The sequence below is a fragment of the Paenibacillus sediminis genome, from assembly GCF_017873765.1.
Classification (GTDB): domain Bacteria; phylum Bacillota; class Bacilli; order Paenibacillales; family Paenibacillaceae; genus Paenibacillus_AG; species Paenibacillus_AG sediminis.
This window is the reverse complement of sequence record NZ_JAGGKP010000012.1, coordinates 13,384-28,212: the sequence shown is the minus strand read 5'-3', so window position 1 is coordinate 28,212 and position 14,829 is coordinate 13,384. Positions and strand designations below refer to the sequence as shown.

General features: G+C 44.8%; 14 protein-coding genes. 13 read left to right on the top strand and 1 reads right to left on the bottom strand.

Annotation, left to right across the window (positions count from 1 at the left end):
- Window position 1: 1 nt before the first annotated feature.
- The 9 genes from dnaB to J2Z20_RS15425 all read left to right on the top strand — a co-directional run bounded on the left by dnaB (window position 2) and on the right by J2Z20_RS15425 (window position 10,932).
- A complete protein-coding gene (gene dnaB / locus J2Z20_RS15465; protein ID WP_209852359.1) occupies window positions 2–1,363 on the top strand; it encodes a replicative DNA helicase in 1,362 nt (453 codons plus the stop codon).
- 228 nt (window positions 1,364–1,591) lie between these two features.
- Entirely contained in the window at window positions 1,592–2,875 is a 1,284-nt protein-coding gene (locus tag J2Z20_RS15460; protein ID WP_209852354.1) for an adenylosuccinate synthase, read from the top strand.
- A gap of 161 nt (window positions 2,876–3,036) precedes the next feature.
- Window positions 3,037–3,681: a hypothetical protein gene (locus J2Z20_RS15455; protein ID WP_209852350.1), complete on the top strand. Its 645-nt coding sequence runs from the start codon at window positions 3,037–3,039 to the stop codon at window positions 3,679–3,681.
- Window positions 3,682–3,877: 196 nt separating this feature from the next.
- Window positions 3,878–5,404 carry a M23 family metallopeptidase gene (locus J2Z20_RS15450; RefSeq protein ID WP_209852348.1) on the top strand — a complete coding sequence of 509 codons (1,527 nt, stop codon included), beginning with the start codon at window positions 3,878–3,880 and terminating at the stop codon, window positions 5,402–5,404.
- A 132-nt stretch (window positions 5,405–5,536) separates the two neighbouring features.
- Window positions 5,537–6,253 (top strand): response regulator YycF, encoded by a 717-nt coding sequence (yycF, locus tag J2Z20_RS15445; RefSeq protein ID WP_209852345.1) that lies wholly within the window; start codon window positions 5,537–5,539, stop codon window positions 6,251–6,253.
- Window positions 6,253–8,070 carry a cell wall metabolism sensor histidine kinase WalK gene (gene walK, locus J2Z20_RS15440; RefSeq protein WP_209852342.1) on the top strand — a complete coding sequence of 606 codons (1,818 nt, stop codon included), beginning with the start codon at window positions 6,253–6,255 and terminating at the stop codon, window positions 8,068–8,070. Before yycF ends, walK begins: the two co-directional genes overlap by 1 nt.
- Complete coding sequence (locus J2Z20_RS15435; protein WP_209852339.1) at window positions 8,070–9,353, top strand: YycH family regulatory protein; 1,284 nt, start codon at window positions 8,070–8,072, stop codon at window positions 9,351–9,353. Before walK ends, J2Z20_RS15435 begins: the two co-directional genes overlap by 1 nt.
- A gap of 25 nt (window positions 9,354–9,378) precedes the next feature.
- The gene (gene yycI, locus J2Z20_RS15430) at window positions 9,379–10,110 is read left to right on the top strand and encodes a two-component system regulatory protein YycI (protein ID WP_209852336.1); all 732 of its coding nucleotides are present in this window, start codon (window positions 9,379–9,381) and stop codon (window positions 10,108–10,110) included.
- A 15-nt stretch (window positions 10,111–10,125) separates the two neighbouring features.
- A complete protein-coding gene (locus J2Z20_RS15425; protein ID WP_209852333.1) occupies window positions 10,126–10,932 on the top strand; it encodes an MBL fold metallo-hydrolase in 807 nt (268 codons plus the stop codon).
- Here J2Z20_RS15425 and J2Z20_RS15420 read toward each other — a convergent pair.
- Entirely contained in the window at window positions 10,901–11,116 is a 216-nt protein-coding gene (locus J2Z20_RS15420; RefSeq protein ID WP_209852330.1) for a hypothetical protein, read from the bottom strand. The genes J2Z20_RS15425 and J2Z20_RS15420 overlap by 32 nt on opposite strands.
- Before the next feature lie 340 nt (window positions 11,117–11,456).
- Between J2Z20_RS15420 and J2Z20_RS15415 the strand changes: the two genes are divergently transcribed.
- The 4 genes from J2Z20_RS15415 to J2Z20_RS15400 all read left to right on the top strand — a co-directional run bounded on the left by J2Z20_RS15415 (window position 11,457) and on the right by J2Z20_RS15400 (window position 14,829).
- Window positions 11,457–12,707: a S1C family serine protease gene (locus J2Z20_RS15415; protein ID WP_209852327.1), complete on the top strand. Its 1,251-nt coding sequence runs from the start codon at window positions 11,457–11,459 to the stop codon at window positions 12,705–12,707.
- A gap of 113 nt (window positions 12,708–12,820) precedes the next feature.
- The gene (locus J2Z20_RS15410; protein WP_209852325.1) at window positions 12,821–12,988 is read left to right on the top strand and encodes a CxxH/CxxC protein; all 168 of its coding nucleotides are present in this window, start codon (window positions 12,821–12,823) and stop codon (window positions 12,986–12,988) included.
- A 198-nt stretch (window positions 12,989–13,186) separates the two neighbouring features.
- The gene (gene rlmH / locus J2Z20_RS15405) at window positions 13,187–13,666 is read left to right on the top strand and encodes a 23S rRNA (pseudouridine(1915)-N(3))-methyltransferase RlmH (protein ID WP_209852322.1); all 480 of its coding nucleotides are present in this window, start codon (window positions 13,187–13,189) and stop codon (window positions 13,664–13,666) included.
- Window positions 13,667–14,544: 878 nt separating this feature from the next.
- Window positions 14,545–14,829, top strand: a complete 285-nt coding sequence (locus tag J2Z20_RS15400) for a hypothetical protein (RefSeq protein WP_209852319.1) — start codon at window positions 14,545–14,547, stop codon at window positions 14,827–14,829.

Genomic DNA, 14,829 nt, shown 5'->3' with positions numbered 1-14,829 from the left:
AATGGCGGGCGAACTCTTTTTCGATCGAATTCCACCGCAAAATTTAGAAGCAGAACAAGCTGTTCTGGGTGCTATTCTGCTGCAGTCTGAAGCGCTGATCACAGTGATGGAGCGGGTGCAAGCCGAAGATTTCTACGATAAGCCTCATCAGATGATCTTTGAGGCGATGGTGCAGCTCGGAGAAGAGGGGCAGCCCATTGACCTCGTTACACTGACGGCGAGACTGCAGGATAAAGGGCAGCTCGAAGATATTGGCGGTGTCAGCTACCTAGCTAAATTAGCGCATGCTGTTCCGACAGCGGCGAATGTCGATTATTACTCTCAAATTATCGAAGAGAAATCGATGCTGCGCCGTCTCATTCGAACGGCAACGCAAATTGTAAGTGAAGGTTATAATGGCGGCGAAGATGTCGGAGATCTGCTTAGCGATGCGGAAAGACGAATATTAGAAATTTCGAACCGCAGATCAAGCAGCGGCTTTATTCCGATTCGTGATGTGCTGATGGATGTATTTGAACGTGTGGAAACTTTGCATCAGAACCGCGGCGGAACGACCGGTATTTCATCAGGCTTTGTTGATTTGGACAAGATGACATCGGGATTTCAGCGCAGTGATCTCATTATTGTGGCGGCTCGTCCATCTGTGGGTAAAACGGCATTTGCCCTGAACATTGCGCAAAATGCAGCCGTGCGCTCGAAAGAGACGGTAGCGATCTTCAGTCTGGAGATGTCAGCGGCGCAGCTTGTTCAGCGTATGATTTGTGCGGAAGCGAACTTAGATGCGGGAATTATGCGTACCGGGGATTTCAAAACGGATGATGATTGGAACAAGCTGACGATGGGCATTGCAGCGTTGTCAGAAGCTGAAATATATATCGATGATACACCAGGTATTACTGTAGCTGACATTCGTGCCAAATGCAGACGGCTTAAGAAGGAAAAAGGTCTCGGGATGATTGTCATCGATTATTTGCAGCTCATTCAGGGACGCGGCAAACCAGGTGAGAACCGTCAGCAGGAAGTATCTGAAATTTCTCGTACGCTTAAGCAAATTGCCCGTGAGCTTGAAGTACCTGTTATTGCGTTGTCACAGTTAAGCCGGGGCGTTGAACAACGTCAAGATAAACGGCCGATGATGTCCGACCTTCGTGAATCCGGATCTATCGAACAAGATGCTGATATTGTCGCTTTCTTGTACCGTGATGATTACTATAATCAAGAGACGGAGAAGAAGAACATTATCGAAATCATCATCGCTAAACAACGTAACGGTCCTGTTGGAACTGTCGAACTGGTCTTTCTGAAGAACTATAATAAGTTCGCGAACTACGAACGAAATCATGTAGAATCTTTTGCAGGTTAATATAATGTGTAAAATCCGAACAATTGTATGCTAAGGCATATGATTGTTCGTTTTTTTATTTGACTTTAAATTTCCGTGCTGATAAACTGATATTGCTGTTTAGAACGGGAATAATGATTTTTATACGGAAATTTGCTTCATAATACGAGTGCGACTCCGTCCTAAAAACAGCTATGAAGTGAAGATTAAAAATTTGGTGCAAGCAAATGCACCTACGGGGGAATGAACATGTCAACAGTGGTCGTTGTGGGTACACAATGGGGAGACGAAGGCAAAGGCAAAATTACAGACTTTCTTGCAGAGAGCGCCGATGTGGTGGCCCGGTATCAAGGCGGCAACAATGCTGGTCATACCATTCTGATTGACGATAAGAAGTACAAACTGACTCTGATTCCATCCGGAATATTTTATGAGGACAAGACGTGCGTGATCGGTAATGGATTGGTTGTAAATCCGGCTGCATTAATCGAAGAGATCAAGTACATTCATGATAATGGTTTTTCCACGAAAAATTTAAAAATCAGCGATCGAGCTCATGTCATTATGCCGTATCACATGGTGCTTGATGCGCTTGAAGAAGATCGCAAAGGCGAGCACAAGATCGGTACGACGAAGAAAGGTATCGGGCCAGCTTATATGGACAAAGCTGGACGCAGCGGAATCCGAATTGCAGACCTGCTAGATGCCGAAGAGTTCGAAATGAAGCTTCGTCACGCTGTTAAAGAGAAAAACGAAATCATCACCAAAATTTACGGCGGCGAGCCGCTAGATAGCGATCAAATTTTAAAAGAGTATTTGGAATATGCCGAATTCATTCGACCATATGTGACAGATACTTCAGTTGTACTGAATGAAGCGATTGATGAAAATCGCAAAGTGCTCTTTGAAGGAGCACAAGGCGTGATGCTCGATATCGATCAAGGAACATATCCGTTTGTTACATCTTCAAATCCGACGGCAGGCGGTGTATGTAACGGCTCTGGTGTAGGACCTTCGAGAATTCAGCAAGTTATCGGCGTAGCTAAGGCGTATACGACGCGTGTTGGTGACGGGCCGTTCCCAACTGAGCTGAACAATGAAATCGGCGACTACATTCGCGAGCAAGGCCACGAGTATGGAACGGTGACGGGCCGTCCTCGCCGCGTTGGTTGGTTTGACAGCGTTGTTGTACGTCATGCGCGCCGCGTCAGCGGAATTACGGGATTGTCTCTCAATTCATTGGATGTATTGACTGGGCTTGAAACCGTGAAAATTTGTACGGGTTACAAATACCGCGGAGAGTATATCACTCACTACCCAGCAAGTCTGAAAATGCTAGCTGAATGTGAAGCGGTATATGAAGAAATGCCGGGTTGGTCTGAGGATATTTCCGGTGCCAAGACGCTTGAAGATCTGCCGGAAACGACTCGTAACTATGTTCGTCGTGTCTCTGAGCTGACAGGTATTCCTATTGCTATCTTCTCCGTTGGACGCAATCGTTCACAGACAAATCGAGTGCTTCCAATCTACTAATAATAACGTAGAAGCCTCTCAATTTCATTGATCCCTATATCCATCGTGGATATAGGGATTTTTTTATGCCGGGTAAGCATAGAACCTGCATTCGCGGCAATACTGGGAAATATAACAATTTTCTAGGTCTAGATAGGCGTGGAACAAGGGGGAACAAAACTGTGCGATTTATGAAGTGGCTTTCTAAGACGGTATTCATTGTCATCCTGGTCAGCTCGCTGACCATACTAACGACCGCTTTTGTTGTGAATACGTATGTCAAATCGATTCTATCGAGTTTTCATATTACGCTTGAAGGGAACTCTTTCACCTTCGGCAGCATGCTGAATCAAATGTTCACCGGTAAAAGCAATAATTCTTCCATAGCTCCAATGAACACAGAAGCTGATCGCCCAGCTTCGACTGGTGAAGAGAACTCGGCTTCTACTGCGGATGATACTCATTCGGAAGCGGGTACACAGAATCGCAGTAACGATAATGGAGCAACTAATGGGGGGAACAAGCCTGAGGATTCCCTCGAGGTCATGGGCAGAGCTTCAAGCACGGCCGAGCAATCAGCTTCTACGGATCAAGTGGTTGTCTCGCCTGACGAAATGACTCAGAAAAAGGAACAATTATCAACAGAGGACAAAGATCAAATATTTAACATCCTAATGAAGAAGGTGCCCCAGGAGGAAATACAGAACATTTCGGCCGAAATGGAAAGCGGTCTGACGGAGGAAGAACTGCATCAAATGGAGCAGGTGCTCTCTAAATATTTAACCAAAGAAGAATACAACAAACTTATGGATATTATTCAAAAATAGCGGCCGTTTACAATGTTGATACCCTTTTAATGATCAGATAGCAATAAAAAAATACAAACCCGCTTATGATGCGGGTTTTTCCAGTTTATAGATACAGGTTGAACCATAGGTGACGCTATGTTAAAGTATACAATAGCGGAAAAGGTTAAAATTTTGAAACCTTTTTATATACGCAAATGCTGAAAAGGAGAGTACTATGAAAGGTTTCAAATCAAAGCGTACGATTCATCCTAATCGACATGAAGATGTCATTCATATGGATAAAACTTCAAAAGATAAACAGACTGTTCGGGAGAGGCTTCTCCATCTTTTTAAGTCAAAGAAATGGTTAACAATGTCAGCAGCAGGCGCGCTTGTCGCCGGGGTGATCATTTTTGCTGGCATTCAAATTGTGCAAAGTAAGATGGTTTCTTTTTACCACGTATATATAAACGGCGCTGAGGTAGGGACGATCAATGATCAGTCGCAGCTGACAGAACTGTACAAGCTTAAGCAGCAAAGTCTTGCTAAGCAATATCCCAATGCAGAAATGGTACTGCAAACGGACAACATCACAACTTCAGCAGACAGAAAATATAAAGCAGTTGTAGACGCGAAATCGACTTTGAAAAAGGTTGAGGGCGCGCTCACTGGATATGCTAGAGGTGTTGAGCTCAAAGTTAACGGTAAAACGGTTGGCATCGTGAAAAATCAGGAAACAGCTGACTACATACTAAATCAGGTTGAGCAATCCTATGTTCCTGCAGGTAAGATCGCGTCACCGACACTGAAGACCGTTTCAACAAGTGCTGGAGATGGGGGTAAGCGTAAGCAGCCTCCACAGCGCAAGCTGGAATCTGTCACTTTCAGCGAGCAAATTAATGTCGTTCCGGTTGAAACGGATCCACATAACATTATTAATCCTGAAGATGCTGTGAAGATGTTGACGACAGATCAAGCGACTCCGATTATATATGAGGTAAGAGAGGGAGATACCATTAGCTCAATCGCTAAGAAGTATAACCTTTCTGAGAAACAAATTTATAAAAATAATCCTGGAGTGCAAGAACTGTACCTTCAGATCGGCGATGAGCTTAATTTAACGGTTCCCAAACCGCTGCTTACGCTGAAGACTGTGGAAATTGTAACGGAAGAGATTGTGACTGAACCTAAAATTGTAGTTCGCAAGAGCGACTCGCTTCGTTCAGGTCAGTCTAAAGTGATTAGCGAAGGTAACTCTGGGCTTAAACGGATGGAGTATCGTATTACGAAAGAAAACGGCGATGTCGTTAGCGAAGAATGGCTCGGTCACGAAGTATTGAAACAGTCCACCCCGACCGTTGTGATGAAAGGGACGAAAATCGTCGGTGTCGGATCTGGCGACTTCGCTTGGCCTGTAGTCCATGCCATTATGAGCAGCAGCTACGGCACGCGTTGGGGTCGCATGCATAAAGGTGTTGACCTGGTATCATCCAACCGGAGCATTCTAGCCGCTGATGAAGGTGTCGTTACCTTTGCAGGGGTGAAACATGGCTATGGGAATACGATCGTGATTAACCATCGCAACGGATACGAGACGTTATACGGTCACCTAAGCAGTATTCGTGTAAATGTTGGAGATATTGTCGAACAAGGATCGAAAATCGGTATTATGGGCAGTACCGGGCACTCGACTGGTACCCACCTGCATTTTGAAATTCATAAGAACAGTGTCGTGCAAAACCCGATGAAATATTTAGAATAGACTTGGTATGAAGCGTGGCGATCTTTTTTGGCCATGCTTCTTTTTGTCGTTAACATTTTAGAAGGTTTGACAAAGGTGTGGTAAGATAAAGGTAAATGACCAAGGCATAATAAGAGAGGGTGACTTACTCACATGCAGGGAAAAATTTTAGTTGTGGATGATGAACAGCCGATTGCGGATATTTTAAAGTTTAATTTGGAAAAAGAGGGCTATAACGTAATCTGTGCCTTTGACGGAAATACTGCAGTAGACCTTGCACTGTCTGAACGGCCAGACCTCATTCTGCTTGATCTCATGCTGCCTGGTAAGGACGGAATGGACGTGTGCAGGGAGGTTCGCGCACAAATGCAGACGCCCATTATTATGCTGACGGCGAAGGACGGAGAAATTGATAAAGTGCTCGGGCTTGAATTAGGTGCTGACGATTATGTAACGAAGCCATTCAGCACACGCGAGCTTATCGCGAGGGTAAAGGTACAGATGCGGCGCCAGAGCAGTCCCGTGAAGGAAGAGAAAACGGCCCATGATAAGCAGGGCGTTCAATTTTTTGATCTATACGTAGATACAGACATGTATACCGTATATAAAGACGGTGAACCGCTTGATTTAACGCACCGTGAATATGAGCTCTTATATTACTTAGTGAAGAATGCAGGCAAAGTGATGACGCGCGAGCATTTATTGCAGGCAGTATGGGGATTTGAGTATTTCGGGGATGTGCGCACGGTGGATGTAACGATTCGCAGACTGCGGGAGAAAATTGAAGATGATCCGAGCAAACCGGAATATATATTGACTCGCCGCGGACTCGGATATGTGATGCGCAGTCCTAAGTCAGGAGCGCTGTAATGAAGTGGACTACGTTTTTTCGCACCATTCAGGCAAAGCTAATTATCATCTATGTGCTGCTCATCCTTATTGCGATGCAGCTTATTGGTGTTTATTTTGTCAGTGCGATGAAAAATTCATTAACGAGCAACTTTACTCAGGATTTGCAGGAACGTGCTGAGCTGATTTCTGTGCTTGCTGCACAAAATTTTGGCAGCGGGGAATCTGTAGAAGAATCGGTTGATAGTTTACAGACGATGGTCAACAATTTATTCAACATGAGCGGCGCTGAGATTCAGATCCTCGATGCGAGCGGCAAGGTGCTGACGACATCGCTCCCAGCTCATGCGGGTTACGTAGGCCGCAAGAACACGGAGACGGTTGTTAGCCGTGCCTTACAAGGGATTCGTGACAACGAGGAATATATTATAGATGAAGATAACGTGCGCAAGAAGGTTGTCGCGAAGCCCGTTGTGAACAACGGTAAAATTGTAGGAGCCGTCTACATTGTGGCATCGATGAAAGATTTGTATGACACGATGGAGCGGATTAATAATATTTTCATTTCGGGTATTTTACTTGCGCTTGGTTTGACGGCGGTATTAGGCGTAGTTCTGGCGCATACCATCACTCATCCGATCAAAGAAATGACTAAGCATGCGACCGCGGTGGCAGAAGGAGACTTTAATCAAAAAGTACCGCTGTTTGGTAATGACGAGATCGGAAGATTGAGCGAAGCGTTCAACTATATGACGGAACGATTAAGAGAAGCGCTCTCGCAAAATGAAGAAGAGAAGGAGAAGCTTACATCCGTACTTACAAATATGAGTGACGGTGTAATGGCGATGGATGAAGCGGGACAAGTCATCTTAGCGAACCGAAGAGCCAGTGAGCTTCTGCAAATCGACGAAGAAGAGTTGAATGGGCGAGATATCACGATGCTGCTTGAATTAACAGAGGAAGAGAAAGCGGCTTTGTCTTCGGGCACGATGAAAGAGAAAATTCTAAGACTCGATACCCCTGATGAGAGAGGATTCTCCATTATTCGCGTGACGTTCACTCCGATTCATCGGCGTGAATTCAGTATGACGGGGACGATTGCCGTTCTGCAGGATATAACAGAGCAAGAGAAGCTTGAGGCTTCGCGGCGTGAATTTGTAGCGAATGTGTCCCATGAGCTGCGGACACCTCTGACGACGATTAAAAGCTATACGGAGGCGCTCGAAGATGGGGCGCTTGAAGATCCGCAGCTCGGTTCCCGTTTCGTTGATGTCATTAAGAATGAGACGGAACGGATGATTCGGCTTGTCACGGACCTGCTTCATTTGTCGAGACTTGATTCGAAGGAAGCGCGGCTTCGCAAAGCACATATGGATGTGAAAGAAATGCTCGAGGATGTGGTCGATCGCTTCTCCTTCCAGATGCAGCAGAGAAATATTAAGACAACCATATCGATCGGACCAGGAATTACAAAGGCTTGGCTTGACCGAGATCAAATTGATCAGGTGCTCGATAATCTAATTTCTAATGCGATGAAATATACGCCAGATGGCGGAAACATTGCGATTGAGGCTCGTCACGCAGAGGATGGCTCTCTTGCGATCTCTGTACAAGATACTGGCATAGGTATTCCGAAGAAAGATTTAGACCGAATTTTTGAACGTTTTTACAGAGTCGACAAAGCGCGTTCACGGAACATGGGAGGTACGGGACTCGGTCTGTCGATTGCCCGGGAAATTGTCAAAGCACACGGCGGGCATATTACACTGCAATCGGAGCTTGGCAAAGGGACGAAAGTTACCTTTACGCTTCCACTGCATGAAGGGAGTGAAGCATGATGAAGGAACTCTCCAAATCCATATTGCTACTACTACTCGTCATTAGCAGTCTTGTTCAAAGCTTCTTCCTTATTTATCGTCTTCCAGGCTCAGACAGTGTGGTGAAGTCAGCCGATAAATACATTAAGACGGACAATATGGGTGCAGAAGAAAATGTCGAGCATCTTATATTTCCGGAACAGATGATTATCCACTTAGGTGAAAATAAGCACACGATCTTTTATCCAGAGATGACGTTTTACAACTTAATTTACTCAAGACTGCAGAGCCGTACGTTTGAAGGCTTTCAGCGGAAGTCAGTGCATGACATCAACTGGGACCAGCTCTCTAAAGATCATGCAGGCATTGAACTTAAATTCGGAAGCGGCATTCCCGTCACTTTGTTGCAGAAGGTTATGCAAATTGTCCCTGACCCATTATTTCAGGCAGAAAGTATTAACCGCATTTGGATTTACAGCAATCACACCGAGAACAAGGTGCATGCCTACTTCTTCAGCAGTCTTGGTGACGTTGTCTATGAAGCGACGAAGGCTGATTTGACCGTGCAAGACGTGCAGCAGCACGTTGACTTTGGCGCCCAGTGGACGCCGTACACGAAAGTCAGCGATTCCTACTACGTGCCAGAAAAACCGATCCAATTGGTAGAGTCGGACATGAGCATTAAGTCTTACACGACCGAGCAAATGCAGCAAAATCTATTCTTCGACCCGAGCATCACTCGTAATATTCGGGAGAAGGACGGCTCGGAAATTTATACAGATAGCAAGCGCAGCTTGCAAGTAAGGCAAGAGCAGAAGTGGATGAGCTACACAGACCCGGCTGCAGCCCCGACAGGGGAAAGTGATCCAAGCAAAGATGTGCTGGCAGCCATCGATTTCGTGAATCAGCATGGGGGCTGGAGCGGTGTTTACCGTCTTATGCTTACCCAAAGCAGTGAGGATAAGAGCAGCATTACATTCCAGCAGTATTACTTCACATACCCTATTCTAGACACTCCGTCTTTCCGTTATGGGGTAATGAAGCTGGAAATGCAGCAAGGGACCGTATCGTCCTACGAGCGTTCGCTTATCTATGTAGATCATGAAGGCGGAGAGCGCAGACAGGCGATAAAATTGCCGAGCGGCGATTTATTAAGGAAGCTGATATCGCAGAAGGCGAATGATGCTGAAATTGATAATTTGTATCCGGCATATATGCCTTCTCTTGTCAAAGATCGACTGAAGCTGACGCCGGTATGGGCTCTTAAGCTGAAGGATGGTTCAGTTCGAATTATCGCTTACTAAATGAAGTATGAAAGGAGGAAGAGGGATGGATTGGGGACGAGCCAAAAATGTATTAATTTATTCATTTTTGTTATTAAATCTAATCCTGGGATATCAATTGTGGATGGATGTGAAGGAACAAGCGAGCTCCAATCTAGACTTCACCTCGCTTGCTGAAAATACGCAGAAGGCGATGGATCAGAAAGGGATTCAAGTGCTTGCGCAAATTCCGAGAGATACGCCTGAACTGCAAAAAATTACTTATCGCTATTTAAACGGTGATACAGAGAGAGAGCCGGTGAAGCTGGCAGAACCGGTGGACAGCAAACTGATTTTCTCTTCCAAAGAGTTAATCAATGCGCTCAAGAATAGTATTCCGCAAATTGATAATCACAGGTATGATCCTCTTCTCAGTCAAGATGGTGTGTTTGTTCTTCATCCCCTCGTTGAGGGCGAGTGGCCGCTCTTTAATGTGGCTTTGGAGCTTTATTACAGCAATCAGAAAATAACCGGCTACCGTCAGTCTTTAATCGAGGTGACGCCTTCTGGTGAGAAGCAGAAGGTGCTGTCTGCCTCGAAAGCGCTAGGGACACTCATCGAGAACTTTCTGCCAGAACGTTCTGTTGTCAAAGACATTCAGCTCGGGTACTATGGGCAAGTGTTTAATTCAGAGAGCCAGGTAGCTGCTCCGGCATGGCGTTTTATACTAGAGAACGGAGAAATCTATTACGTACAAGGCATCAGCGGGGATGTAATCAGTCCCAAGACAGAGAAATAAAGGAGCAGTAAAACAATGGGGATACGATTTACAGTGCTGTCGAGCGGTTCGACAGGAAATGCAACGGTTGTAGCAAATGAAAGTGCGACTGTACTCATCGATGCGGGGCTTAGCGCACGCAGAATTGATGAATTAATGAAGGAGCGGGATCTGTCCGGAGAGCAGATTGACGCCATATTAGTGACGCATGAACATTCCGATCATATTAAAGGACTAGGAGCAGTTGCGCGTAAATATAATATACCGATTTATGCGAATGAGAAGACGTGGGAGGAGCTTGATAAAAGTATCGGCAAAATTGCAGATGAGAACCGTGTCATCATGGAAACGGGAGAAGCGCTGGATTTCGGTACTTTGCGAGTTGAATCATTTGGCATTTCCCATGATGCAGCTGAGCCGGTAGCTTATTCTTTCTATGATGGAGATGAGAAGCTGAGCGTCGCTACCGACCTTGGTTATATGAGTGACAAGGTGAAAGAAGCGATTGCCGATTCCGATGTGCTCGTGCTTGAATCGAATCATGATATCGAAATGCTTAGAATGGGCAAATATCCGTGGAACATCAAGCGCCGTATATTAAGCGACGTAGGTCACTTGTCCAATGAAGCAGCAGGCGAAGCGATGAGCGAGCTGCTTACAGCGAAGACGAAGCGGACCTATTTAGCCCATTTGAGCCGTGATCACAACATGATGGATTTGGCCAAAATGACGGTACGGGGTACGATGGAGGACCGCGGTTGTTTTTTCAAAGATACGGAATTTAAGCTGTGCGACACGTATTATGATCGTCCTACACCGTGGGATAAGGTGGGTGATTCGTGAACTGGTCCATGAACTGGTCAAGTTCCATGGCTTTACGTTCAAGTTCTTCGCGGGTAATCAGTCCTTTGTCGATTAATAGTTCGATGATGGTGCTAAGCGCCAGTACATTCTGGTAATGCTCTTCTTTCAAATCGGACAGTTTGGCCACAAGATGAACGTAATCCATAGGGGATGAGTGTGACATTTGGGTTGCCTCCTTTTTATGATTTGTATGGGGAAGTAAACGATTGGACGAAAAAAGTCGAAAAATAAAGGTATAAGCGCATTTGCAGGCCTAGAAAGCACTTCGTTCAAATGCGTGTATGTGGTAAAATGAACTCTAGCAATCTAGTCGGTTGCATCTTGCTATTAGTATAGTCGAGATCACCGAAAAACATTCCAATTTCATGTTGAAATTAGGATAAAATCAGCTATAATTTTGGATTCTATCAATAAAAAAATGAAAGTTTGTCAAGGAAGATCAGGTTACACGGTTTTGTTAATGAAATACTTGGTTTTCGGTAGGCCGAGGGGAGAGGGTCACAGTGGGCTTGTTTGATGATGATTTTTATTCGACGAAAGTTTCGAGCCGAAACGGGAAGCATTATTACCGTACAACTCGAAGAAAGTCACAGTTCTGGCCTAGATCACGTAAGCTGCCTGCATCGCCTACGTGGAGAATAACGGTGATCAGCTCGCTCTTTAGCGCCATCGTAGCCGTTCTGCTGTTCAGTTTCATTTCAGGTATGTCCTCCTCTCATTCAGGGGCGGAAGTTCGGAATTTGCATCAGGCTCAGCCTGTTGGCGGAGATCCTTTTGAACGTATTGTTCAGGTGGCTGCTAAAGTCCGTCCGGCGGTTGTCAGCATTGTAAACCATAAGGACAAGAAAGATAAGAACATGGATGATGCGGTGCTTGGATCGGGAGTTATTTTTAAGAAAGAGAATGGCAAAGCCTTTGTCATTACGAATGATCACGTCATCGATGGCGCTCAGGAGCTCGAGGTTGTTACCGTTGATGGGAAATCGATCGTAGCGAATGTCGTGGGTAAGGATCAAGTTACAGATCTTGCTGTGCTCGAAATGGACGGGGATGATATTAAGGCCGTAGCGGATATGGGCGATTCGGATGATCTGAGAGTCGGTGAAACGGTTGTCGCCATTGGTAATCCGTTAGGTCTTGGAGACACGTTAACTTCGGGTATTGTAAGCTACACCAATCGGGTTGTTCCCGTATCGCTTAACCAAGATGGCGTCTATGATTGGGAGCAAGAAGTCATTCAGACAGATGCGGCGATTAATGAAGGAAATAGCGGCGGGGCTCTCGTCGATCTGAACGGGCACGTTATTGGAATCAATACGATGAAAATTGCAGACTCAGGTGTAGAAGGCATCGGGTTCGCCATACCATCGAATCGAGTGATGAAGACGGTTGATGATCTCGTTGCACACGGCAAAGTCTCCAGACCATATCTTGGGGTGTATTCTGTGGATTTGAATAATCCGTATTCACCGCTTGATAAGGATGAGCTTAAAAATTTGAAGCTGCCGGCTCACGTGACGGATGGCGTTATTGTTCTCGAAGTGGTAGGACCTGCAGAAAAGGCTGGGCTTAAGCTGAACGACGTCATTACAGAGTTCGATAAGCAGCCGATCAAATCGACGCTGGAGCTGCGAAAATATTTGTATGATCATAAAAAAATTGGTGATTCGCTGGAAGTGACTTTCTACCGTGACGGTGAGTTAAAGACAACTACCGTTACGCTGGAAGAGAAGCCGGAAGACCCGGAGAAGTAGGCGGATAGAGCTTACATATATAGGGTATATTGCTTATTAGAACGGAAGTTCAGACGAAATCATAATGATGGAATTTATAGAGAGAAGTACAGCAAGAGAGGATGCTTTCGTAGATGTATGTTGTATGCAAAGACCATGTAGAGCTCGCTATTGATAAATTTGTAGACGAATTCGAGGAGGCGCCGGACATTCTCGATTTGAACGAGGCGAAATTTACGGAATGGGAACCTCCAGTGAAATGCATGGAATGCGATCAGGAAGCGAAGTTTCTAGTGGTATAGCTCTTAATGGTGCCTGAGCTAGCAGACAATGATAAGCAACTGGAAGATCATCTGACTGTGATGAAAATAAAGCAGATCATGAAAGAACATAGGCAGATCGATCAACTTAAAGTGATAGAGAATAACAGGAGGGGCGTGATTACGTCCCTTTTTTGTTGGATTCGTAGATACATATTCAGCAGAAAGTAGGAATGATGAATGTTCATTCAGATCATAGCGGTAGGCAAGCTGAAGGAGAAATATTTAGTGCAGGGCATCGCTGAATATGCGAAGCGGCTTGCGCCATACGTGAAGTTTCAAGTCATTGAGGTGCCGGACGAGAAGGCGCCGGAGACGATGAGCGAGGCGGAGATACAACAAGTCAAAGAGCGCGAGGGCGAACGCATCCTCGCGCATATTAAGAGCGACGCGCATGTCATTGCGCTCGCCATTGACGGCCAGCTCTGGAGCTCCGAGGAGCTGGCCGCCCAGCTCGACCGGCTCGGTACCTATGGTACGAGCCATGTCGCCTTCGTCATCGGCGGATCCAACGGGCTCGCCGATGACGTGTTGCGCCGCGCGCAGCAGCGCCTGAGCTTCGGCCGCATGACGCTGCCCCACCAGCTCATGCGGCTCGTGCTCACCGAGCAGATTTATCGCGCGGTGAAGATAAATCGCGGGGAACCGTATCACAAATAGTGGTAAACCAGAAAGTAGAAGTAGAGGTAGACAGAACATTCCTTAACAGACTATTAGCTGGTTAATGAAGTAACAAAATATATAGCGTTGATCATTTTTAACGCTCCAGATTTCCTATAAGGCTTTCTGGGGCGTTTTTGTTGCTTACAATAATGGTGAAGCTGTAAGTTTGATCTAAACGCCAAATTTGACAAGCTAAAATAGCAATATATAATGTCCGTACCGCTGATAAAAAATAGACTATCCCCAACTTCAGAAAGGAGTTTTATTGAAATGATTATCAATCACTTATAGATGCAAAACAATTTATTGATGAATTCAAAAAATACGCTTGTATAGACCCTAATGACGGAAAATACAAATTCGATTTTAATGATTTAAACATTTATGCTGGCGGAACGACTGAATTAATATTTGGTTCAGATAAGGAATTTTACAACTATTCATATGGACAGAATTGGGAAGATCAATCGGAAAGTCATATTGACGACCCTGTAAGGTATGTTTGGGAAAACAGAAAATCAATTAATGCGAAGTTAAAACAGAAATGATTAGGTAATAGCCAATAACGAACAGAAACAATTGAATTACCCCTTCCAAGCCTTTTAAGAATTGGGAGGGGTATAACCCTTATCTTGATAAGAAAAAAGCACCACGGTGGCACCAAGCTCGCCAAATTATTCTGTGGAGATTCAATTTAAGGTACTATTATTGATATGCTTCATTTATAACAATAATAATCCAGTTATTAAGACAACGATAAAATTCATCGTTGTCTTTTTTATGGGAATAGTGCTTGTCTGATTCTTGTCATTGAGGGGAGTACGATAAAATATACTACTTAGAAAGAAGCCTATGGAGAAGGGAGAATTATTGAAATGAAGAAACTTATAAAGGATGAATATTATGATTTTTACCTTTATGGAGAAAAAGAGAAGCATATTGTGGAAATAAAAAATATTAAAGTAGGTTCGTTCGATGATCTTAGTAAACTGCTAAGTCAAAATTTTTGTTCTATATTTAATAAGGGTCAAAGATTGATTTTTCCAATTGGGAGGGTTTATCAAATTAATCAGACAATTATTAAAGTCTGCGAGGCGTGTAAGGAAGAATTAAATGAGAAAGATCTGTGCGAAAAATGTCTTATTAACGGAGGAGAATGA

Excerpts from the sequence above, each read along its gene's own strand:
- J2Z20_RS15425 (WP_209852333.1), top strand. The coding sequence starts at position 10,126 with ATGGGGATACGATTTACAGTGCTGTCGAGCGGTTCGACAGGAAATGCA.
- yycF (WP_209852345.1), top strand. The coding sequence starts at position 5,537 with ATGCAGGGAAAAATTTTAGTTGTGGATGATGAACAGCCGATTGCGGAT.
- yycI (WP_209852336.1), top strand. The coding sequence starts at position 9,379 with ATGGATTGGGGACGAGCCAAAAATGTATTAATTTATTCATTTTTGTTA.
- J2Z20_RS15400 (WP_209852319.1), top strand. The coding sequence starts at position 14,545 with ATGAAGAAACTTATAAAGGATGAATATTATGATTTTTACCTTTATGGA.
- J2Z20_RS15435 (WP_209852339.1), top strand. The coding sequence starts at position 8,070 with ATGAAGGAACTCTCCAAATCCATATTGCTACTACTACTCGTCATTAGC.
- J2Z20_RS15410 (WP_209852325.1), top strand. The coding sequence starts at position 12,821 with ATGTATGTTGTATGCAAAGACCATGTAGAGCTCGCTATTGATAAATTT.
- J2Z20_RS15420 (WP_209852330.1), bottom strand. The coding sequence starts at position 11,116 with ATGTCACACTCATCCCCTATGGATTACGTTCATCTTGTGGCCAAACTG.
- dnaB (WP_209852359.1), top strand. The coding sequence starts at position 2 with ATGGCGGGCGAACTCTTTTTCGATCGAATTCCACCGCAAAATTTAGAA.
- J2Z20_RS15460 (WP_209852354.1), top strand. The coding sequence starts at position 1,592 with ATGTCAACAGTGGTCGTTGTGGGTACACAATGGGGAGACGAAGGCAAA.
- rlmH (WP_209852322.1), top strand. The coding sequence starts at position 13,187 with ATGTTCATTCAGATCATAGCGGTAGGCAAGCTGAAGGAGAAATATTTA.
- J2Z20_RS15450 (WP_209852348.1), top strand. The coding sequence starts at position 3,878 with ATGAAAGGTTTCAAATCAAAGCGTACGATTCATCCTAATCGACATGAA.
- walK (WP_209852342.1), top strand. The coding sequence starts at position 6,253 with ATGAAGTGGACTACGTTTTTTCGCACCATTCAGGCAAAGCTAATTATC.